This is a genomic window from Synechococcus sp. CCAP 1479/9 (assembly GCF_019038535.1).
GTDB lineage: Bacteria > Cyanobacteriota > Cyanobacteriia > PCC-6307 > Cyanobiaceae > Cyanobium.
In genome coordinates this window covers 47801-67692 of sequence record NZ_JAFKRK010000001.1, presented here as the reverse complement: position 1 = coordinate 67692, position 19892 = coordinate 47801, and the positions used below count along the sequence as shown (strand labels likewise).

The window sequence follows — 19892 nt, the reverse complement described above, 5'->3', positions numbered from 1 at the left end:
TCATTTTCAAGCTAGCAGTCCCGGTCCCCCCTGGCGGCCCCAGCGGGTCACCCCGCCAGCCCGTCCGCCAAACCGCTTCCGTCACTACCGCCCCGCCGCCATGAGCTGCCTACGGTTCGTTCCTGAGGATCAGCCCGATGGCCCCGGAACGCTTCTTCCTCGAGCTGGACCCACCTCTGGAGGCCATGCGCGACTGGCCCCACGTGGTGATCGTGGGCGGTGGCTTCGCCGGGCTCAAGGCCTGCCATGTCCTGGCGGGACAGCCGGTGCGCGTGACCCTGATCGACAAGCGCAACTTCAACCTCTTCCAGCCCCTGCTGTACCAGGTGGCCTCAGGCCTGGTGTCGGAGGCGGATGTGGCGTCGCCCCTGCGGCAGATGGTGGGCCAGGCCCCCAACATCCAGATCCTGCTGGGCGAGGTGGTCGACATCGACACCGAGGCCAGGGAGGTGGTGTTCAACGACCACCGCTACGCCTACGACCACCTGATCCTGGCCAGCGGTTCCGGCAGCACCTACTTCGGCCACGAGGAGTGGCGGCCCCTGGCGCCACCGATGAAGATCCTCGAGCACGCCGATGAGATCCGCCGCCGGCTGCTGATGGCCCTCGAGGAGGCCGAGCAGACCCGGGATCCCGAGCGGCGCCGCTTCCTGCAGTCGGTGGTGGTGGTGGGGGCCGGGCCGGCGGGCTGCGAACTGGCCGGCTCCCTGATCGAGCTGATGCACCGCGCCGTGGAGCGGGACTTCAAGCAGCTCGACCGCACCCAGTGCCGGGTGATCCTGCTGGATGCGGTGGATCGGGTGCTGCCGGCGATGGCGGCCGATCTCTCCGCCGACGCCGCGGCCTACCTGGAGCGGGCCGGCGTCGAGCTGCACCTCAACACGATGGTGGCCTCCATCGAACCCGGCCGGGTGCTCCTGCGGCGCCCCCCGGACGCCGCCGCTGACGAGGCGGACGCCGGCGGCGCTGGCCTCGGCGACCTGGAGGCCGCCACCATCTGCTGGACCGCCGGGGTGCGCGCCTCCCGCCTGGGCCGGCTGCTGGCCGAACGGACCGGCGCCCCCGTCGACCGGGGCGGACGGCTGCAGGTGGAGGCCGACTTCTCGCTGCCGGCTCACCCGGAGATCCGGGCGGTGGGCGATCTCTGCCATTACGCCCACACCGGCGACGGCCGGGTGCTGCCGGGCATGGCGGGCCCGGCAGTGCAGATGGGCGGCTGGGTGGCGCGCGACATCCTGGCGGGCCTGGAAGGCCGCCGCAGCGCCCCGTTCCGCTGGTTCGACCTCGGCAGCATGGCCGTGATCGGCCCCTGGTACGCGGTGGCGGATCTGCGCGGGCTGCACGTGAGCGGGCTGGCGGGCTGGATCCTGTGGGCCCTGGCCCATCTGGCCTTCATCCCCGACACCGAGAACCGCATCGCCCTGTTCAGCAAGTGGATGTGGCAGATCGCCACCCGCCAGCGCACGGCCCTGTTGATCACCGGCCGTCCCGATCAGCACCTCGGGGTGGACGTGGGTCTGGAGCGGGCCGTGCCACCCGATGGCGTGACTCAGTCGCCGGAGGCTTCCCCCCCCGGACCCTTGAACCGGTTGATCAGCACCCCCAGGATCACGGCGATGTAGAGCGGCCCGGCGATCCCCAGCACCACGCTGGCCATGCGCGCCGGGGGCCTGGCCGGAGTGATGTCGCCATAACCGGTGGTGGTGAGGCTGACGAAGGCGAAGTAGTTGATGCGGGCGAAATCCAGCTGCCAGACGCTTTCGGCGTTCGCCCCCGGATGGGAGCGAACGATCGCGGCCTGGCCATCGGCGGTGTTGGCCAGAAAGCTGCCGGGCTCGATCGTCTCCAGCACGCTCAGCACCAGGCCACCACTGAGGCCGAGCAGCAGGTAGCCAGCCACTGCCCCGGCCACCACCGGACTGGTGGCCCGGGGCTCCCGGCCCAGGGTCCGCACCAGCCGCACCAGGCTCCAGCCGATGAACAGCGTGGTGATCAGCAGCAGGGGCACCCCGGACAGCCGCTGCGACGCGGGGGTGAGCAGCCAGTACAGCTGCAGGAAGGGGTTGGTGCATCCCAGCGCCAGGAACAGGCGGTCGCTCCAGGAGCGCCCAACGCCACCGGCCAGGCACCCGCTCAGTTCCAAGGTGGTGAGGACCGTGATCAGGAGGTAGCTCACCGATCCGACCAGGCTCAGCGTCTGGGGAAACGCCAGGCTGAGCATCACCAGCAGGCAGAGAGCCAGCAGCCGGCGGTAGAAGCGGTGCCGCCGGCGCGCCAGAACGGCCGGCGACGCCGGCGCTGCCAGGGGTCGGATCACGGCGGCGATGGACTCGGAACCGACAACGTAGGCCGCGCTTCAGCGACAGCCAGCGGCGCTCAGACGCACGGGCGGATCACCGCCTGATACTGGAGACCTCCGCAAGGACTCCGATGGCCTTCCGCTTCCGGCCCGCCTCCCGCCTGCTGCCCGCCGCCGCGGGTCTCCTGCTGGCGGTGGCCCCCCTGGCCCCGTCCCTGGCCCAGGGCATTCCCTTCAACGAGATCCGGGCCCTGAACCTGGCCCGCAACGCGGCCGTGCTCAGCAACGGCGGGCTGACGGTCTACACCCCGGCCAACTGCATGTTCAGCACCTCGGCGGCCACCAACCCCTGCCTGGTGCGCAGCGGCGCGGACGGCTTCGTCTACCGCTTCCTCGGAGGCCCCCCCGGCTGGGAGGCCAAGGGCCTGCCGGCCACCACGGAAACGGAGATCAAAATCGCCCCGGACGGCCGCACGGTGGTGGCCATCCTCTACAACGGCCCGCCCCGCACCCGCTGATCCCGGCGGTCGGCCCGGGGAAAGCGGCCTAACCTCCCACCAGCCTCTCCAAGCCCTTGTCCGTCCCCGCTTCCCCCACCCTGCGCTGGGTCACCGCCGGCCTGCTGCTGGTGGCGGCTGTCCTCTGCCTGGCGCTTCCCTTCGTGTCAGCCACCCTGCTGACCATCGCCCTCGGTGGGGTGTCAGTCGCGGCGGGCGCCTCCCAGCTGCTGCGGCTCACCTCGGCCGATGACACCCGCAGCAAGGTGTTCCGCGCCATCTCCGGGGTGCTGTACGTGGTGGGCGGCATCGGCCTGGTGGCCTTCCCGGTGGCCAGCACCGTGAGCCTGACCCTCTTCATCGGCGTCCTGCTGGCCGTCGAGGGGGTGATGGAGCTGGCGGGCGCCGCCGCCGGCGCCGGGCCGGCCCGGGGGCTGGTGCTGCTCGATGGGATCGTCACCGTGGTGCTGGGGGGAATGCTGATCGCCGAATGGCCCTCCGACAGCCTCTGGGCCATCGGCACCCTGTTCGGCTTCGGCCTGGCCTTCTCCGCCTTCAACCTGATCACCGCCCCAAGCGCGCCCACGGCCGAGGGCTGAGGTTCATTCGGCCGCGGCCAGGCCTTCGGCCCGGCGCGGATCCACCGTCCCCAGGCTGCCGCCGCCCGCCAGCACCTCGACGCTGTTGGCCGCCCCCATGGCCGGGGCCCGGCGGACGCTGTGGCCCATGGCCTCCAGCAGCCGGCGGCTGTCGGGGCTGAGGCCCTCCTCCACGTCGATCCGGTCGGGCCACAGCTGGCTGTGGATCCGGGGGGCGGCCACGGCGCCGGCCAGGTTGAGGCCGTGCACCATCCGGTTGACCAGCACCTGAAGGATGGTGGTGATGATCCGGCTGCCGCCGGGGCTGCCGGTGGCGAGCCAGGGGCGGCCATCGGGGCGGAACACCAGAGTGGGAGCCATCGAGCTGAGCGGGCGCCTGCCCGGTGCGATGGCATTGGCCGACCCCTGGCGCAGGCCGAAGGCGTTGGCGCTGCCGGGGAGGGCGGTGAAGTCGTCCATCTCGTTGTTGAGCAGGAAGCCCATCCCCGGCACGCTGATGCCGTTGCCGTAGGGGAAGTTGAGGGTGGTGGTGAGGGCTGCCAGGCCGCCCTGCCGGTCGGCCACCGAGAGGTGGGTGGTGTTGGTGCCTTCACGGGCGGCGGCCGCCTCCAGGGCCGGGGCCGGGGTGTGGCGCCGGGGGTTGATGCGGCGGCGCAGGCCGTCGAGGTGGGCCGGCGCCAGCAGCCGTTCCACCGGCACCGGCACCTGGTCGGGGTCGCCGAGGAGGGCGTTGCGATCCCGGTAGGCCAGGTTCATGGCCTCGGCCATGGGGTGGAGGCTGGCGGAGGCATTCAGGCCGGTGGCCGCCAGGTCGAAGGGCTCGAGGATCCCCAGCAGCTGCAGCAGGGTCAGCCCGCCCCCGGGCGGTGGCATGGTGAGCACCGGATGGCCGCGGAACTGGCGCCGCAGCGGCCGCACCAGCCGGGCGCGGTAAGAGCGCAGGTCGCCATGGGTGATCAGGCCGCCGCCCCGTGCCATGGCCGCCACCAGAGCGTCGGCCACCGGTCCCCGGTAGAAGCCGTTGTCCCCCTCGGCGGCGATGCGACGGAGGCTGGCCGCCAGCTCGCTCTGGCGCATCACGCTGCCCGGCACCGGGGGCGGCAGGAACAGGCGGCGGGAGACGGGATCGGCCTGCAGCCGCGGGGCGGCGGCGGCCAGGGAATCGCTCAGCTCGCGGCTCACCGGGAAGCCCCGGGCCGCCAGGCGGATCGCCGGCGCCATCACCGCCTGCAGCGGCAGGCGGCCGTAGCAGCGCTGGGCCAGGACGAGGCCGGCGACGCTGCCGGGCACGGCGGTGCTGAGCAGGCTGCGGGTGGCGCGGGTCCGGTCGACCTGGCCATCGGGGCCCAGGAACATCGTGGCCGTGGCCGCCGCCGGGGCCGTCTCGCGGAAACTCACCGCCACCGCCGTGCCGCCGCCGATGGCCAGCTCGGGCCCGGCCGCCGGGTTGCCGCCGGGTGCCCGGTCCAGGCAGCCCCGCTGGCGGGCCGGCGAAGGGCCGGGCAGCCAGAGCAGCAGGAAGCCGCCGCCACCCAGGTTGCCGGCCTGGGGCAGGGTGACCGCCAGGGCGAAGGCGGTGGCCACCGCCCCATCCACCGCGTTGCCCCCCTGGCGCAGGATCGCCGCCCCCGCCGCCGAGGCCAGCGGCTCCTGGGCCGCCACCAGCCCCCGGGCCGACCACTGGGGCCGGAAGCGCTGCTCGCCCTCCAGCAGCACGTTGGTCTCGGTGGCAACCGCGGCCGGCGTCACCATCAGCAGCACCGCCCCGATGGCGACCCGGCGAACCATGCTCACAGCGAGGCTCCCGCGGCGCCGGCGTCCGTGGTGCCGTAACCGCCGCCGCCGGGGGTGGCGATCTCCAGCCGGTCGCCCGGCTGCACGGCCACCTGGTCGCAGCCGGCCAGCTCCTCCAGCCGGCCATCGGCCCGCTCCAGTCGGTTGCGTCCCACCGCACCATCGCCACCACCGGCCAGGCCGAAGGGGGGCACCCGACGGGAACCCGACAGGATGGCCACGGTCATCGGCGCCAGGAAGCGCAGCCGCCGCACCACGCCGTTCCCGCCGGGCCAGCGGCCGGCGCCGCCGCTGCCGTGGCGGATGGCGAAGCGCTCCAGTCGCACCGGGAAGCGGTCTTCGAGGATCTCCGGATCGGTGAGGCGCGAGTTGGTCATGTGGCTCTGCACCGCGCTGGCCCCGGCGAAACCGCTGCCATCCGCCAGCACGCCGGCGCCGGTGCCGCCGCAGATGGTCTCGTAGTACTGGCGCTGGGCATCGCCGAAGCTGAGGTTGTTCATCGTGCCCTGGGCCGCCGCCATCACCCCCAGGGCCCCGAACAGGGCGTTGGTGACCGCCTGGGAGGTTTCCACGTTGCCGGCCACCACCGCCGCCGGCGGCAGCGGATGCAGCAGGCACCCCTCCGGCACGACCAGCTCGATCGGTTCGAAGCAGCCGGCGTTGAGCGGGATCGGGCGGCCCACCAGGCAGCGGAAGACATAGAGCACCGCCGCCTTGGTGATCGCCAGCGGGGCGTTGAAGTTGCCATCCAGCTGGGGGGAGGTGCCGCTGAAGTCGATGCGGGCCCGGCGGGCGGCCCGGTCGATGCGCACGGCCACGACGATGCGGCTGCCGTTGTCGAGCTCGACGCTGTGGTCGCCGTCGCTGAGGCGGGCGATCGCGTCACCCACAGCCTCGGCCGCATTGGCCAGCACGTGGCCCAGGTAGGCGCTCACCTCCCTGGTGCCATCGCGGCTCAGCAGCCGCTGCAGTTCGCTCTCCCCCAGCCGGTTGGCGGCCACCTGGGCCTGGAGGTCGGCCAGCAGCTGGTCGGGGTTGCGCACCGGGTGGGGGCCGGCGGCCAGCCGCTGCCGCCAGGCGGCCGCATCGAACTGGCCCTGGCGCAGCAGCGGCACATGGCGCAGCAGCAGCCCCTCCTCCTCGATCCGGCGGCTGAAGGGGGGCATGGAGCCCGGGGTGAGGCCGCCCACGTCGGCATGGTGGCCGCGGCAGGCCACGAACAACAGCGGCGTCGCCCCGCCCTCGGGGGCGAACACCGGCGTGATCACGGTGATGTCGGGCAGGTGGGTGCCGCCGTCGAAGGGGTCGTTGGCGGCGTAGGCATCACCCGGCGCCAGGGGCGGCAGGCTGCCGGCGGCCACGGCGGACAGCAGGCTGGCGACGCTGTCCCCCATCGAGCCGAGGTGTACCGGGATGTGAGGGGCGTTGGCCACCAGCCGGCCGGCGCCATCGAACAGGGCGCAGGAGAAGTCGAGCCGCTCACGGATGTTCACCGAGCGGCTGCACTGGCGCAGCCGTTCCCCCATCTGTTCGGCGATGGCGCTGAAGCGGTGGTTGTAAAGCTCCAGCCGCACCGGATCCACCGCCCCGGCGCTGCTGGAAGCCAGGGCCGCTCCGGCTGCCGGCGCCTGCCGCTCCAGCAGCAGCTCGCCCCCCGCCAGCACCCGGCCGTCCCAGCCGGGTTCCAGCAACGTGGTGCCCGTGGGCTCCACCACCAGGGCCGGCCCCGCGATCCGCTGGCCCGCCGCCAGCTGCTCCCGGCGCCAGAGGGGCACCTGGAGCCAGACCATCCCGGAGCCGGCAGCGGCGCCGTGCTCTTCGGCCAGGCAGAGGGGCACCCATTCGCAAGGCTCGGGCGCATCCACCGCCTCACGCAGATCAGCGGGCCTGGTGGCGGGCGGCGGGGTCTCGGGCACCGGGGCACCCACCTCCACCTGCAGCCGCTCCGCCACCAGCGGCTCGTCCGGCACCACGAACCCGAAGCGCTGCCGATGGCGGGACTCGAAACCGGCGCGTAGCCCGGCCAGCCCTTCGGGCGAACCGGGGGACCAGGGCAGCTCCAGCCCCTGGTCGCTGCCGCGGTAGCGCAGCTCCAGGCGGGCCTGCCAGCGCGGCGCCTCGCCGGGCACCAGATCACCGCTGGTGCGCAGCTCGGCGGTGGCTTCGGCCACCAGCGCCTCGATCTGCCGCTCCAGCTGGGGAAGCAGGGCCGGCTCGAGGGGTTGCCGCAGGGTGCGCTCCCGCAGCAGGGAGGGGCGGGCCAGGCCGATGCCGTAGGCCGAGAGCACCCCGGCCAGGGGATGGAGCAGCACCCGGGTGAGGCCGAGGGCGTCGGCCAGGGGGCAGGTGAGCTGGCCGCCGGCGCTGCCGAAGGTGACAAGCACGGCGCCACGCAGGTCGTGGCCCCGCTGGATCGAGATGCGCCGGATCGCCTCGGCCATGCGCTCGATGGCGATCGTCAGCGCCCCCTGGGCCGCCACCTCCGGCCCGGCCACCCCCAGCTGGCGGGCCAGGGCTTCGAAGCGCTCGACCACCACCCCCCGATCGGCCGGCTGATCGCCGCCGGGGCCGAACAGCCGCGGCAGCGCGTTCACAGGGAGCCGGCCCAGCAGCAGGTTGGCGTCGGTGATCGCCAGGGGACCGCCGCGGCCATAGCAGGCGGGACCGGGGTTGGCGCCGGCCGAGCGGGGCCCCACCTGCAGGCGCCCGTCCTGAACCTGCAGCACCGAGCCGCCACCTGCCGCCACCGTGTGGATCGGCAGCATCGGTGCCAGCAGCCGCAGGCCGTCGATCTCGGTGTCGTTGCCGCGCTCCCAGGCGGCCTCGCCGCGGCTGCCATCGAAGTGGAAGACGTCACTGGAGGTGCCGCCCATGTCGAAGCCGAGGATCGGGCCATCGCCGAATCCGGCCGCCGTCGCCGCTGCCACCGCCGCCACCATGCCGCCGGCGGGGCCGGAGAGGATCGTGTCCTTGGCCTGGAGCAGGGCGGGGGCGCGCAGGGCACCGGCGGAGGTCATCACCCGCAGCGGGATGGCCGCCCCGATGGCGGCCCGCACCTGATCGAGATAGGCGCCCAGCACCGGACCCAGGGAGGCCTCCAGCACGCTGGTGTCGAGGCGAGGCACCAGCCGGGGCTGGCGGCTGAGCTGGTGGGAGAGCACCACCGGGCCGAAGCCCTGCGACGCCAGCCAGCTCCCCAGGGCCTGCTCCTGGACCGGGTGGCGACCGGCATGGAGCAGGGCCACGGCCACGCTGCCGAAGCCGTCGGAGCGGGCCCCCGCCAGGGCCGTCTCCAGATCCGCGTCCAGCTGCAGGGGCTCCAGCACCTGCCCATCCGCAGCCAGGCGGCCGCCCACTTCGATCACCCGCAGGGGCGGCGGCTCGGGCCGCCGGATCTCCAGGGCAAAGAGGTCGGGGCGGTGCTGGTCGCCGATGCGCTGCAGATCGGCGAAGCCGCGCGTCACCAGCAGCAGCACCGGCGCCCCCTGGCGCTCCAGCAGGGCATTGGTGGCCACGGTGGTGCCCAGCCGAAGCTCCGACACGAGCCCGGGGGGGATGGGCTGGTCCGGCGCCAGCTCCAGCAGCTCCCGCAGGGCGGCCACGGCGGGATCCTGCGGTGCGGTGCCATCGACCGGGCGCGGCGGATCGGAGAGCCTCTTGCGCACCAGCAGCTCGCCAGTGGGCGTGCGGGCCACCACATCGGTGAAGGTGCCGCCGCGGTCGATCCAGAAGCGCCAGCTGCCGCCACTCGTCACGATGGGCGCTGAGAGCTGGGTCGGCAGGCAGACACCGGAGAGGGCCACGGAGAGGCCTTCCCAGGATGAAGGTGCCGTCGGCATCTGGGAAGCCGATGGCCGGAGGTTCCAGCCGGCTGCTCGCCGCCGTGCTCGGCCGCATCATCAGATTCTCGCAGCTGCAATCGGTGGGCGGAGCAGAATGATGTTCAGGACAGAGGTGACTCTGTCGAGGGTGAATCCCGTTTCACCATCATCTCCGGAACTGGGGAGATTCATCGACGGCCCAGCTCAACATCCAGACAGCTGCAATGCCATACGTCTTGACGGCAGTCGCGACCAGCTGGTGGTCGCGACTGCCTGCGGGCGAGTGAGGCGTTGGCACTGGGATGCATACCGGCATCAGATCTGCATCAGTGGTGAAGATCCGACAACACTGACTGCCGCGCCAGCCATCTTCATCAAGGATGGAAATAGCGGCGACGCAGTCACAATGAAAAGGCCAGGTTGTCGACCCTATCCATCCATTGCCGTTGGGATCGTCAGTACCATGCTGCTGGCTCCGCAGGCGGCTCTGGCCTTGGACATCAAGTTCGTTCTCGGCGGTTTCATGGGCGTCTTCCGTGGCCTCGAGGCAGGTCAGACCACCGACGTACCTCCCGCCGAAGCCTGGATGACCTTCACCCACTCGAGCAGTGCCCCCGAGGGTCTCTACAGCCGGGCACCCATCTGCCAGCTGCCGGATTGTGGCTTCATCTCCGTGGATATCAGTGGCAGGAATCTCACCACTCCAGCCCTCTTCCACGGCGTCAATGGAGGCTGGCAGCTGTTGATCACGCCCTCAAGTTCAGGCGATCCCGGAAGTTCCGACTGGCCCCTGTACGGATCCCTGATTTACTGCCCCGGCTACGAAAGCGACGGCGATCCCGATGCGTGTCCGGATCCCACCCCCGAGACCGAGCCACGCTCCGGACCGGTCACACCGATGCCGCACCCCGACCCCGGGGATTCCGATGCACCTGGCCCCCTGCCGATCCTTGGGGTCGCCGCCGCCTTCCGCTGCAGCCGGCGCCTGAGGGGCCGGATCCGCGGTGGCCTCAGCGGTAGTTCTCGAACTGCAGCGGCACCTCCAGGTCCTCGGCCCGCAGCAGGGTGATCACCTGCTGGAGGTCGTCCTTGTTCTTGCCGGTCACCCGCAGGCTCTCGCCCTGGATCGCCACGGTCACCTTCTTGACCTCATCGCGCACCTTCTTGCTGAGCTTCTTGGCGAGCTCCTGGCTGAGGCCCTTGCGCAACTTCACCACCTGCTTCACCCGGTTGCCGCCCACCGGCTCGGGGGTCTGCAGGTCGAAGATCTTCAGCGACAGGTTGCGCTTGGTGGCCTTCTGACGCAGCACATCGACCACCGCGTCGAGGGTCATGTCGCTGGCGGTGGTGATCGTCAGGCTGGCCTCCTCCACCTCGATCTCGGTGTTGGAGTCCTTCAGGTCGTAGCGCTGGCCCACCTCGCGGCGCACCTGGTCGACGGCGTTCACCAGCTCCTGGCGGTCGAAGTCGGAGACGACGTCGAAGGAATAGCTGTCGGCCATGGCGCAGGCGAAGGCAAGGCAGCGCCAGCCTAGAAAAGAGACCCCAGCCGCCCGGTTCCGATGGCCACCTCCCTGCTCAGCCCCCTCCTGGCGGCCAGCATCGCCCTGCCGGTGCTGCCGGCGGCCGCCGGCGGGCCCTTCGCCTGGTCGCTGGTGCTCTCGGGAGCCGTGGTGGTGCTCAGCCTGATCCCCCTGGGCGCCGCCCGCTCCCAGGCCGACTTCCAACCCTCCGACCTGGCCGCCCCCCGGGCGATGTTCGAGCGGCTGCCGGCCTGGGGCAAGCGGGCCAACTGGGCGCACCAGAACAGCTTCGAAGCCTTCACCCTGCACGCCCCCGCCTGCCTGCTGTGCCTGCTGGTGGCCCCCTCGGTGCTGGCGGCCGCCCCGTGGGTGCCCCTGGTGGCCTGGCTGCACCCCGCCCTGCGTCTGGGCTACATCGGGGCCTATGTGGCCAACCTGCCGCCGCTCCGCAGCCTCTGCTGGGCCGGCGGCATTCTCTGCACAGCTCTTCTTTACAGCGAAGGCCTGCGGGCGGTGCTGCGCAGCTGAGGGCAAGGACGGCGGACGGGCCTCAGCTGCCGCCCTTCTCCTGCAGCCCCTTGAGGGCCGCCAGCAGCGAGGCCGGGCTCTGGGGATCCACCATCAGCACCGATCCGCCGTGGGAGCGGGCCATCTCCTGACCCATGGCCATCCAGTCCTTGGCCAGCAACAGCCGCAGGCCCTCGGCCGCCGCCGGATGGGCTTCGATCACGGCCGCCAGCTGGGTGGCCGACTCGGCCCGCGCCTTGGCCAGCAGCAGCTGCTGCTTGGCCTGGGCATCGGCATCGAGCAGCACCGCCTCCTGCTTGGCCTTGGCATCCAGCACCAGGGCCTCGGCCCGGCCCCGGGCCGCGTTCACCTGGGACTCCCGCTCCCCCTCGGAGCGCAGGATCGCCGCCCGCTTCTCCCGCTCGGCGGTCATCTGCTGCTCCATCGCCTGCTGCACCCCCTGGGAAGGCTGGATGTCGCGCAGCTCTACGCGGGTCACCTTGACGCCCCAGGGATCGGTGGCCTGATCCAGTTCCTTGAGCAGGGTCTCGTTCACCTCGCTGCGGGTGGTGAAGGTCTGGTCGAGGTCGAGCTTGCCCATCTCGGCCCGGATCTGGGTGAGCACCAGGTTGACCATGGCCGCCTGCAGGTTGTCGACGGCGTAGTAGGCGCGGGCGTGCTCCAGCAGCTGCCAGTACACCACCGCATCCACCTCGATCGAGACGTTGTCGCGGGTGATGCACTGCTGGGGGGGGATGTCGAGCACCCGCTCCTTCAGCGATTCGTGGCTGACCACCCGCTCCATGCCGGGGATCACCAGCGAAAGGCCCGGGCGCAGCTCCCGGTCGTACTTGCCGAGGCGCTCCACCAGCATCGAGCGACTGCTGCTGGTGACCTTGATGCCGCTGATGCCGAGACCGCCGAGCACCAGGAGCACCGGAATGAGGAGCACTTCCATGCCGGCTTCTTCACTGGCGCCACGCTAGGCAGGATGGGGGCGACGGCCAACCTTCCCGTTGGTTTCGTTGTTGCTCCGTCTCCGCCCCTGAGCCCGCCGCCGATGCCCGCACCCCCGATCCTCTGGCTCGCCCTGGCGGGGGTGCTGCTGCTGCTGGAGCTGGTGGGCGCCGACGGCGACGGCCTGCTGCTGATCGCTGCCGTGGCGGCCCTGCTGCTCACCCTCGTCGCCATCCTGGCGCCGGTGGTGCCGCCCCTGGCCCAGCTGCTCCTCTTCGCCGTGCTGGTCGGCACGGGCTACGTCTGGCTGCGGCGCTGGTCGGCCCGCCGCCAGGCCCGCACCATCCCCCCCGGCGCCCGCGCCGAACTGGCAGAGGTGACCACGGCCTTCGATGCCAGCGGCGAGGGCCGGGTGCGCTGGCAGGGCCAGAGCTGGGCCGCCCAGAACCTGGCCCCCGACCAGCTCCTGCCCCCCGGCGCCCAGGTGACGGTGATGGGCCGGGAGGGAACGCGGCTGCAGGTGCTGCCCCGCCAGGAAAACCTGCTGGGCTGAAGCCCGGCTGGACCGAAACCGGCGGCTCAGTCGAAGAACATCAGGCTGACCACCTTGCCCATATCCTCGGCGGTGCGACAGCTGGAGAGCAGGGTCTCGCTGTCGTGGAAGGCGTAGCAGATCAGCTGGTCGCAGCGGTTGATGATCTCCTGGTTGCAGAGGCTGCTGGCCATCGGCAGGGGCAGCTCGTCGTTCTCAGGCTTCTCCACCAGGTGCAGCACCCGCTCCAGCTGGCTGCGGGATTCGCCCGGCTGGCGCTCGAGGCTCTGGGGCAGCAGCACGGTGAGCCGGGCCGGATCCACCTCCAGCACGCTGCGGATCACGGCCGCATTGACCCCCTGGGCACCGGACGTGATCAGGTTGTGGCCCTCCTGGGCCAGGGAGCGGGCCACCAGCTCCACCAGATGGATCGACACCACCGGCACATGGCGGCTGCCGAGGAAGGCGATTCTGCGTTTGCCCCGGTCCTGGAGCATGGCCAGCTCCTGGGCGAGTGTATCGATCCGGTCCAGGGCCGGAAGATCTAGGGACCGGGTCACCCGTTATCGACAACCAACGAACTGAAACTAGCAGCGCCCTCAGGCATGGACCGCCAGCCGCAGCCGGCCGAACAGCCGATCGAAGTGGCAGTTCTCTTCGACCAGCCGGATCGCATAGGTGGCCTTCACCGCTTCGTGCAGCCGCACATGGCCGATGGCGGCGTCGATCACCTCGACGGTGGTGAGGGTGTCGTGGTCGACCTTGAGCACCGGCACCTCCAGCTCCTCGGCCCGGCTGATCAGCTGGGGCAGCGGCTCACCGGCGCCGGTGAGGATCAGGCACTGGGTGGAGGCCTCCAGGGCCGCCAGCTGGATGTCGGTGCGGTCAGCACCCGTCACCACAGCCATGTTGCGGCGGCGCCGGAAGAACTCCATCGCCGAATTGACGTTCATGGCGCCGATCGAGAGGGTCTCCACCAGCAGGTCGAGGCCGTCGTGGCAGCAGAGCACGGTGGCCTCGAGCCGGCGGGCCAGCTCCTCCACCGTGACGCTGCGCAGCAGGGGGCTGCGGGGCATCACGCCCAGCACCGGGATCCCCAGCCGCTCCAGGGCCGGCAGCACCGCCTCCCGCACCTCCGGCACCACCTCGGGCAGCACGGCGTTCAGCACCACACCCGCCAGCAGGTCACCCAGCTGGTGCCGGGCCTCCAGCAGGGCGTCAACGCTGCGGCTGTCGCTCCAGGGGTGCACCAGCAGGACCGGGGCCTGCAGGGCCTGGGCGAGCTGCACCAGGCCCAGGCCGTAGAGCTGACCTTCGCTGAGGCTGCCGGCCCCCTCCAGCAGCACCAGCCGTTCGGCGTCGTCGTGGATGCGCCGCTGCAGGAGCGTCAGCCCCTCCCCCGGGGCCAGATCCCCGGCCAGCAGCCGGGCCTTGGCGGCCGCCGGCTCCAGCACGTGCAGCGAAGGGATCAGCTGCTCCGGCTCCAGCCCCAGGGTGGCGCCGATGAAGCGCACATCTGGGTCCAGCAGCGGGTTGCCCGGCGCCCCATCGGTGGGGGCGTCGAGGGGGTCGTCCATGCAGGTGGCCAGCGGCTTGCCGAAGGCGAGCGGCACGCCCTGGCGGGCGAGCTGGCGACCCAGACCCAGCACCACCGCCGACTTGCCGCTGAAGGGTTCACAGGAGCCGATCAGCAGGGGGATGGACATGGTGTGACCTCGCCGGGACCCGCAGGTGCCGGGCAATCTAGGCAGCACGACCACCGCAGGCCCATGCCGGACCCCTCGAACGAAGCGCTCACCGTGGCCGTCACCGGTGCCAGCGGCGCCCTCGGCCAGGCCCTGCTGCGCCGCTGGCACCGCCGCGGCGCCCGGCTGATCGCCCTCACCCACAGCCCGGCCCCGCTGCAGCTGGCAGGCCCGGACGGGCAGCCGATCCCCCTGCGCCAGGTGCACTGGCAGGTGGGTCAGGAGGCTGCCCTGGACTCCCTGCTCGAGGAGGTGGACCTGCTGGTGATCAACCACGGCATCAATGTCCATGGTGATGGCGGCGCCGAGGCGACCGGCCGTTCCCTGGAGGTCAACGCCCTGAGCGCCTGGCGGCTGCTGGAGCTGTTCGCCGTCGTGGTGCAGCGACGGGAGCCCTTGGAGCGTGACGGGCGCCGGCGGCCGGAGGTGTGGGTGAACACCTCGGAAGCGGAGATTCAGCCGGCCGTGAGCCCCCTCTACGAGATCAGCAAACGGCTGCTGGGCCAGCTGCTCAGCCTGCGGGCCCCGGCCCTCGCCCCGACCCTGCGGCTGCGGCGCCTGGTGCTGGGGCCGTTCCGCTCGGCCCTCAACCCCGTCGGCGTCATGGGCGCGGACTGGGTGGCGGGCGAGATCCTGCGGCAGGCCGACTGGAACTGCAGCCTGATCATCGTCACCCCGAACCCGCTGACCTTCGTGCTGATGCCCCTGGCGACCCTGACGCGCTGGGCCTACATGAGCCTGCTGCTGCGGCGCTGAACGGCGCAGCGGCAGGGCCGGCCGGACCTAGAAGTCGCGGTCGGTGAGGATGTCGCAGCCGTCGGAGGTGACCACGATGGTGTGCTCCCACTGGGCCGAGAGGCTGCCGTCCACGGTCACCACGGTCCAGCGGTCCTTGAGGGTGCGGCAGGCCCTGCTGCCGGCGTTGAGGATCGGCTCCACCGCCAGGGTCATGCCGGCCCGCAGCTGCATGTTGGGCAGGTCCCGGGTGCGGTAGTTGAACACCGAGGGCTCCTCGTGGAGGTTGCGGCCCACGCCGTGGCCCGTGTAGTCCTCGACGACCGCGTAGCCATGGGCCTCGACGTGGTCCTGGACGGCACCGGCCAGCTCCAGCAGGGTGCTGCCGGCCTTCACGGTGGCCAGGCCCTTCATCAGGGATTCCTGGGCCACCCGGCTGAGGCGGCGGGCCTCCTCCGGCACCCCCTCGCCGACGCAGAGGGTGACGCAGCTGTCGCCGTGGAAGCCCTCGAAGTAGGCGCCGGTGTCGATCTTGACCAGATCACCGGCCTTGATCACCCGTTTGGCGCTGGGGATCCCGTGCACCACTTCGTCGTTGATGCTGGCGCAGATGCTGGCCGGAAAGCCGTGGTAGCCCTTGAAGCTGGGGGTGGCCCCCATGGCGCGGATGCGGGCCTCGGCGTGGCGGTCGAGGTCGCCGGTGGTCATGCCCGGGGCGGCCATGTCGATGATCTCCCGCAGCACGGTGGCCACGATGCGGGAGGCCTGGCGCATGATCGCGATCTCCCGCGCCGACTTCACCTCCACCCCACGGCGGCCCTTCTGGATGCGGGGACCGGCCTGGGTGAGAGGGGTGCCACCGCCCTTGACGCCGTTGGTGCTGGCCAGCAGATCGGCGAACAGGTTCATGCGATGGGAGTCGGGCCGGACATTCAAGTTATCAATAGCGTCCCTCCCGCCGTCGTTTCCCCGTGTCCAGCCCCAGCCCCGCCGCCCCCCCACGGCCCGCCTCACCCTCCTGGGGCGCCCGCCTGCGGCAGGCCCATGCCTGGATGGCGCCGCTGGTGCTGGCGCCCCTGCTGCTCTCGGCCGTCACGGGTGTGGGTTACCGCCTGCTGCGGGACTGGGGCGGGCTGAGCCGGGACCAGGTCCATCCGCTGATGGTGCTGCACGAGGGCGAATGGCTCCAGAGCTGGCTGGGCCAGGTGGGGGAGACGCTCTACGTGCTCCTCAACGGCCTGGGGCTGCTGTGGATGCTGGTCACCGGCGGCGCCATGGCCTGGGAGCGGCTGCAGCGGAGCTGGCGGCGGCGCGGGGGGAAGGGGGTCACCTGAGGCGGTAAGGTGTTGGTTTGGCCAGGCGCTCAGAGAAAAGGGATGGCAACCGAGACCGATCCGACCACCACCGATCCATCCACCGAGGTGGACCCGCAGACCGTGGACCAGGAGACCCCTGACGTGGCGGCCCCTGCCGCCGTGACTGTCACCACCGGCAAGCTCAGTGCCCGTGCCCTGATCGAGGAGTTCGAGGCGGCCCAGCTGAAGAGCGACCTGCCCGAGATCTACGTGGGCGACACCGTCAAGGTGGGCGTGCGCATCCGGGAGGGCAACAAGGAGCGGGTGCAGCCCTACGAGGGCGTGGTGATCGCCAAGCGCCACGGCGGCCTCAACCAGACCATCACCGTGCGCCGCATCTTCCAGGGCATCGGCGTGGAGCGGGTCTTCATGCTGCACAGCCCCCAGGTCGCTTCCGTGAAGGTGGAGCGGCGCGGTAAGGTGCGTCGGGCGAAGCTCTTCTATCTTCGTGACCGGGTGGGTAAAGCCACGCGCGTCAAACAGCGCTTCGATCGCTGAAGCCTGGTTTCACGGGATTTCATTGCCCGCGTTTCCCTTTCACGCTTTCCAGGGGCCATCGGCCTTGCGCCGTTAGTTCAGTTGGTAGAACGCAGGTCTCCAAAACCTGATGTCGGGGGTTCAAGTCCTCCACGGCGCGTTCGATGGTCCCATTTGCAGTCTCGTGGTTCCGAACATGGAGTTGGATCTACAACCCGGTGATGTGGTCAAGGTGCTGGAATCGGCCGCCCTTGGCTGGGTCCGGGCCCGGGTCATCCGGGTCAAGTCCGGAGGTCGGGTCGTGGTCCAGAGCGACCAGGGGCGGGAGTTCACCGCCCGTGGCAATCAGGTGCGTCTGATCGAACCCGCTGGCTTCCGCCCCTGAGCCCAGCGCCTCGGCGTCCCCTTTGGTCAGCGCCAGCCCCGTGCCCCGCACGGGGCTTTTTGTGTCGCCCAGTCACCAGGCCCGTCCCCTGCCAGCCTTCGAGGGCGCCGTTGACGAACCGCGTTGACGGAGGGACCGGTGACGATGGATACTTCCTTGGTCGGCGTCCGCGCCGTCGTGATCGCCCATCGGTGCCGCATCCACCCCCCGGGGCGGATCGAGCCTCGAATGTCGGTCTGGGACTGTAGTTCAATCGGTTAGAGCACCGCCCTGTCACGGCGGAAGTTGCGGGTTCGAGCCCCGTCAGTCCCGTTCTCACCACCTGGAGCCGATTCCGTGGCCGCAGCGGTTCCCGTACGCGTTCGGCTGGCCCCCAGCCCCACCGGCACCCTCCACATCGGCACCGCCCGCACGGCGGTGTTCAACTGGCTGTTCGCCCGCCACCTGGGGGGCGCCTTCCTGCTCCGCATCGAGGACACCGACCGGGAACGGTCCAAACCGGAATTCACCGAGAACATCCTCGATGGCCTGCGCTGGCTGGGCCTCACCTGGGACGAGGAGCCGGTGGTGCAGAGCGCGCGCATCGAGGCCCACCGGGCCGCGATCGAGCAGTTGCTTGAGGGCGGCCACGCCTACCGCTGCTTCGCCAGTGACGCCGAGCTGGCGGCGATGCGGGAGCGCCAGCAGGCCGAGGGCCGGGCCCCCCGCTACGACAACCTGCACCGGGATCTCACCCCGGAGCAGCAGCAGGCCTACATCGACGAGGGACGCGAAGCGGTGGTGCGCTTCCGCATCGACGACGGCGCCACGATCACCTGGAACGACCTGGTGCGCGGCGAGATGCGCTGGGCCGGCAGTGACCTGGGCGGCGACATGGTGATCGCCCGCCGGGCGCCCGCCGATGCCATCGGCGACCCCCTCTACAACCTGGTGGTGGTGGTGGACGACGCCGCCATGGCCATCAGCCACGTGATCCGCGGCGAGGACCACATCGCCAACACCGGCAAGCAGCTGCTGCTCTATGCCGCCCTGGGGCTGACGCCGCCCCAGTTCGCCCACACCCCGTTGATCCTCAACCAGGAGGGCCGCAAGCTCTCCAAGCGCGACGGCGTCACCTCCGTGGGTGATTTCCGCGCCATGGGCTACACCGCCGAGGCCCTGGTCAACTACATGACCCTGCTGGGCTGGTCGCCGCCGGAGGGCATCGGCGAGCGCTTCAGCCTCGAGCAGGCGGCGGCGGTGTTCTCCTTCGAGCGGGTCAACCGGGCCGGGGCGCGCTTCGACTGGGACAAGCTCAACTGGCTCAATGCCCAGGTGCTGCACGGACTGTCGGCCGGCGAACTGCGCCAGCGGCTGCTGCCCCTCTGGCAGGCCCGGGGCTGGGGCGAGGGCGCCGCTGCTGACGCCGGCTGGCAGGAGGATCTCTGCGCCCTGCTCGGCCCCTCCCTCAGCCTGCTGGCGGACGGGGTCGACCAGGCCGCCCCCTTCTTCGAGACGCCGGTGCCGGACGAGGCAGCCCTGGCCCTGCGGGCCGACGACCCCAGCCGCGCCGCCCTGACGGCCCTGCTGGAGCAGTTGCCGGAGGGGCCGCTCGAGGCCGAAGCCGCCCAGGCGCTGCTGGGGGCCGCCGCCACGGCGGCGGGCGTCAAGAAAGGGGTGCTGATGAAGGGCCTGCGGGCCGCCCTGCTGGGCAGCCTCAAGGGGCCCGACCTGCTCACCACCTGGCTGCTGCTGCACCGTCTCGGCAGCGACCGGGAACGGATCGCCACAGCGCTCTGATCCTCAGCGCTCTGACGAACGGCCTCTGGGCCTCAGTCGTCGAGGGCGCCGTAGATCGGCTCCACCCGGATCGCCTGGACGCTGCCGGCCCGCAGCACCAGGAACTCGCTGGTCAGGTCGCTGATCGGCACGTTCACGAAGGTGTCGAGGGCCGCCGCGTTGAGCACGCCGCCGTACCAGTTCTGGAAGTCCTCCAGGGTGTTGAAGTGCACCTCCTGGTGGTGGCCGCCACTCAGGAACAGGTGGATGGCATAGCGGCGGGGGGTGCGGGCCATGGGGCGCGGACGGCGGCGTCGGACTGCCCACAGGATGCCCCAAATGGCCGCAACAGGCTTGTGGCCGGCCGGTAGAGGGGATGGAGCGGGGCGCCGGAGGCGGTGAGGCCGAGACACACCAGCCGGGAGCGGTGGGGTTCCAGCAGCTCCAGCACCCGTTCGTCCTGGCCGGAACGGCGGCCGCCGTTGCCCCAGCCCACCCAGATCAGCGGCGGCGGCGCACCGGCCCGGGCGGAACCGCTGCGCCGCTCGCCGGCCCGCACCCTTCGCCGGATCCAGGCGGGGTTGGCGGCGCCCACCGGATCGGCCGCCAGGGCCAGGGCCGCCGGGTGGGGGCTGATGCGGGCGAACAGGTTCAGCACCTCCAGGCCGCCGTAGCCCCAGCCGGCGGCGAAGGCCATCAGCCGCCGCAGGGTGGGGTCGTCGTGGCGATGGTCGGCGCGGGAGGGGTTGAGGCCGATGAACAGCAGCCGGCCGCCCTGCGGCTCCCACACCCGCTCCAGCCACCAGCGGTACTGGCGGCAGCGGCTGAAGGCGGCCCGGCCGGTGGCCGTCACGGCGCATCCGGGCCGCCGGATGGCAGGCTGTGGCGGACGGCGGACGGATCCCGGG

20 protein-coding genes and 2 tRNA genes are annotated in these 19892 nt (G+C 71.6%); 12 read left to right on the top strand and 10 right to left on the bottom strand.

Annotated features, from left to right (window positions below; genetic code table 11):
- Positions 1-137: 137 nt before the first annotated feature.
- Positions 138-1622, top strand: a complete 1485-nt coding sequence (locus tag KUG38_RS00330; RefSeq protein ID WP_216918521.1) for an NAD(P)/FAD-dependent oxidoreductase — start codon at positions 138-140, stop codon at positions 1620-1622.
- Here the strand turns inward: KUG38_RS00330 and KUG38_RS00325 are convergent.
- The gene (locus KUG38_RS00325) at positions 1550-2317 is read right to left on the bottom strand and encodes a potassium channel family protein (RefSeq protein ID WP_353617661.1); all 768 of its coding nucleotides are present in this window, start codon (positions 2315-2317) and stop codon (positions 1550-1552) included. The genes KUG38_RS00330 and KUG38_RS00325 overlap by 73 nt on opposite strands.
- A 113-nt stretch (positions 2318-2430) precedes the next feature.
- Here KUG38_RS00325 and KUG38_RS00320 point away from each other — a divergent pair, with 113 nt between their 5' ends.
- Together KUG38_RS00320 and KUG38_RS00315 are read left to right on the top strand one after the other, a co-directional pair.
- Positions 2431-2817, top strand: coding sequence for a hypothetical protein (locus KUG38_RS00320; RefSeq protein WP_216918520.1), 387 nt, complete (start codon positions 2431-2433; stop codon positions 2815-2817).
- Positions 2818-2873: 56 nt separating this feature from the next.
- Complete coding sequence (locus KUG38_RS00315; RefSeq protein WP_216918519.1) at positions 2874-3395, top strand: HdeD family acid-resistance protein; 522 nt, start codon at positions 2874-2876, stop codon at positions 3393-3395.
- Positions 3396-3398: 3 nt separating this feature from the next.
- On the opposite strand, the gene ggt is transcribed toward KUG38_RS00315, so the two are convergent.
- From ggt to KUG38_RS00300, 3 genes are all read right to left on the bottom strand, one after another.
- Complete coding sequence (gene ggt, locus KUG38_RS00310) at positions 3399-5183, bottom strand: gamma-glutamyltransferase (RefSeq protein WP_216918518.1); 1785 nt, start codon at positions 5181-5183, stop codon at positions 3399-3401.
- Positions 5184-5185: 2 nt separating this feature from the next.
- Positions 5186-8944 (bottom strand): hydantoinase B/oxoprolinase family protein, encoded by a 3759-nt coding sequence (locus KUG38_RS00305; protein ID WP_353617666.1) that lies wholly within the window; start codon positions 8942-8944, stop codon positions 5186-5188.
- A gap of 1076 nt (positions 8945-10020) precedes the next feature.
- A complete protein-coding gene (locus KUG38_RS00300; protein WP_216911965.1) occupies positions 10021-10512 on the bottom strand; it encodes a YajQ family cyclic di-GMP-binding protein in 492 nt (163 codons plus the stop codon).
- Between the two features lie 60 nt (positions 10513-10572).
- Here KUG38_RS00300 and KUG38_RS00295 point away from each other — a divergent pair, with 60 nt between their 5' ends.
- Positions 10573-11061 carry an MAPEG family protein gene (locus KUG38_RS00295; protein WP_286195452.1) on the top strand — a complete coding sequence of 163 codons (489 nt, stop codon included), beginning with the start codon at positions 10573-10575 and terminating at the stop codon, positions 11059-11061.
- Between the two features lie 22 nt (positions 11062-11083).
- Here the strand turns inward: KUG38_RS00295 and KUG38_RS00290 are convergent, their stop codons facing one another.
- Positions 11084-11998, bottom strand: a complete 915-nt coding sequence (locus tag KUG38_RS00290) for an SPFH domain-containing protein (protein WP_216918516.1) — start codon at positions 11996-11998, stop codon at positions 11084-11086.
- 102 nt (positions 11999-12100) lie between these two features.
- Here KUG38_RS00290 and KUG38_RS00285 point away from each other — a divergent pair, with 102 nt between their 5' ends.
- On the top strand, positions 12101-12550 hold the full coding sequence (locus KUG38_RS00285) for an NfeD family protein (RefSeq protein ID WP_216918515.1): 450 nt from the start codon (positions 12101-12103) through the stop codon (positions 12548-12550).
- Positions 12551-12576: 26 nt separating this feature from the next.
- Here the strand turns inward: KUG38_RS00285 and KUG38_RS00280 are convergent, their stop codons facing one another.
- Together KUG38_RS00280 and KUG38_RS00275 are read right to left on the bottom strand one after the other, a co-directional pair.
- Positions 12577-13089, bottom strand: coding sequence for a DNA recombination-mediator protein A (locus KUG38_RS00280; RefSeq protein WP_094583973.1), 513 nt, complete (start codon positions 13087-13089; stop codon positions 12577-12579).
- Positions 13090-13128: 39 nt separating this feature from the next.
- Positions 13129-14235, bottom strand: a complete 1107-nt coding sequence (locus KUG38_RS00275; protein ID WP_216918514.1) for a phosphotransacetylase family protein — start codon at positions 14233-14235, stop codon at positions 13129-13131.
- Between the two features lie 63 nt (positions 14236-14298).
- Here KUG38_RS00275 and KUG38_RS00270 point away from each other — a divergent pair, with 63 nt between their 5' ends.
- Positions 14299-15030 (top strand): NAD-dependent epimerase/dehydratase family protein, encoded by a 732-nt coding sequence (locus tag KUG38_RS00270; protein ID WP_216918513.1) that lies wholly within the window; start codon positions 14299-14301, stop codon positions 15028-15030.
- 27 nt (positions 15031-15057) lie between these two features.
- Here KUG38_RS00270 and map read toward each other — a convergent pair whose 3' ends face one another.
- A complete protein-coding gene (gene map, locus KUG38_RS00265; protein WP_216918512.1) occupies positions 15058-15918 on the bottom strand; it encodes a type I methionyl aminopeptidase in 861 nt (286 codons plus the stop codon).
- 143 nt (positions 15919-16061) lie between these two features.
- Between map and KUG38_RS00260 the strand changes: the two genes are divergently transcribed.
- The 6 genes from KUG38_RS00260 (at position 16062) to gltX (ending at position 19005) form a co-directional block, all read left to right on the top strand.
- Positions 16062-16343 carry a peptidase gene (locus tag KUG38_RS00260; protein WP_190612165.1) on the top strand — a complete coding sequence of 94 codons (282 nt, stop codon included), beginning with the start codon at positions 16062-16064 and terminating at the stop codon, positions 16341-16343.
- Positions 16344-16385: 42 nt separating this feature from the next.
- Positions 16386-16862: a 50S ribosomal protein L19 gene (gene rplS / locus KUG38_RS00255; protein WP_286195451.1), complete on the top strand. Its 477-nt coding sequence runs from the start codon at positions 16386-16388 to the stop codon at positions 16860-16862.
- Between the two features lie 66 nt (positions 16863-16928).
- Positions 16929-17001 (top strand) — tRNA-Trp (locus tag KUG38_RS00250).
- A 36-nt stretch (positions 17002-17037) separates the two neighbouring features.
- Positions 17038-17226 carry an SH3 domain-containing protein gene (locus KUG38_RS00245; protein WP_006043540.1) on the top strand — a complete coding sequence of 63 codons (189 nt, stop codon included), beginning with the start codon at positions 17038-17040 and terminating at the stop codon, positions 17224-17226.
- 238 nt (positions 17227-17464) lie between these two features.
- Positions 17465-17538 (top strand) — tRNA-Asp (locus KUG38_RS00240).
- 24 nt (positions 17539-17562) lie between these two features.
- The gene (gene gltX / locus KUG38_RS00235; protein ID WP_216918511.1) at positions 17563-19005 is read left to right on the top strand and encodes a glutamate--tRNA ligase; all 1443 of its coding nucleotides are present in this window, start codon (positions 17563-17565) and stop codon (positions 19003-19005) included.
- 32 nt (positions 19006-19037) lie between these two features.
- Here gltX and KUG38_RS00230 read toward each other — a convergent pair whose 3' ends face one another.
- Positions 19038-19280, bottom strand: coding sequence for a hypothetical protein (locus tag KUG38_RS00230; RefSeq protein WP_190612129.1), 243 nt, complete (start codon positions 19278-19280; stop codon positions 19038-19040).
- Entirely contained in the window at positions 19238-19837 is a 600-nt protein-coding gene (locus KUG38_RS00225; RefSeq protein ID WP_216918510.1) for a DUF1643 domain-containing protein, read from the bottom strand. The genes KUG38_RS00230 and KUG38_RS00225 overlap by 43 nt, the downstream gene beginning before the upstream one ends.
- Between the last annotated feature and the right edge of the window lie 55 nt (positions 19838-19892).

Excerpts from the sequence above, each read along its gene's own strand:
- rplS (WP_286195451.1), top strand. The coding sequence starts at position 16,386 with ATGGCAACCGAGACCGATCCGACCACCACCGATCCATCCACCGAGGTG.
- KUG38_RS00260 (WP_190612165.1), top strand. The coding sequence starts at position 16,062 with ATGGCGCCGCTGGTGCTGGCGCCCCTGCTGCTCTCGGCCGTCACGGGT.
- map (WP_216918512.1), bottom strand. The coding sequence starts at position 15,918 with ATGAACCTGTTCGCCGATCTGCTGGCCAGCACCAACGGCGTCAAGGGC.
- KUG38_RS00230 (WP_190612129.1), bottom strand. The coding sequence starts at position 19,280 with ATGGCCCGCACCCCCCGCCGCTATGCCATCCACCTGTTCCTGAGTGGC.
- KUG38_RS00320 (WP_216918520.1), top strand. The coding sequence starts at position 2,431 with ATGGCCTTCCGCTTCCGGCCCGCCTCCCGCCTGCTGCCCGCCGCCGCG.
- KUG38_RS00245 (WP_006043540.1), top strand. The coding sequence starts at position 17,038 with ATGGAGTTGGATCTACAACCCGGTGATGTGGTCAAGGTGCTGGAATCG.
- ggt (WP_216918518.1), bottom strand. The coding sequence starts at position 5,183 with ATGGTTCGCCGGGTCGCCATCGGGGCGGTGCTGCTGATGGTGACGCCG.
- KUG38_RS00295 (WP_286195452.1), top strand. The coding sequence starts at position 10,573 with ATGGCCACCTCCCTGCTCAGCCCCCTCCTGGCGGCCAGCATCGCCCTG.
- KUG38_RS00275 (WP_216918514.1), bottom strand. The coding sequence starts at position 14,235 with ATGTCCATCCCCCTGCTGATCGGCTCCTGTGAACCCTTCAGCGGCAAG.
- KUG38_RS00270 (WP_216918513.1), top strand. The coding sequence starts at position 14,299 with ATGCCGGACCCCTCGAACGAAGCGCTCACCGTGGCCGTCACCGGTGCC.
- KUG38_RS00300 (WP_216911965.1), bottom strand. The coding sequence starts at position 10,512 with ATGGCCGACAGCTATTCCTTCGACGTCGTCTCCGACTTCGACCGCCAG.
- KUG38_RS00330 (WP_216918521.1), top strand. The coding sequence starts at position 138 with ATGGCCCCGGAACGCTTCTTCCTCGAGCTGGACCCACCTCTGGAGGCC.
- KUG38_RS00290 (WP_216918516.1), bottom strand. The coding sequence starts at position 11,998 with ATGGAAGTGCTCCTCATTCCGGTGCTCCTGGTGCTCGGCGGTCTCGGC.
- KUG38_RS00285 (WP_216918515.1), top strand. The coding sequence starts at position 12,101 with ATGCCCGCACCCCCGATCCTCTGGCTCGCCCTGGCGGGGGTGCTGCTG.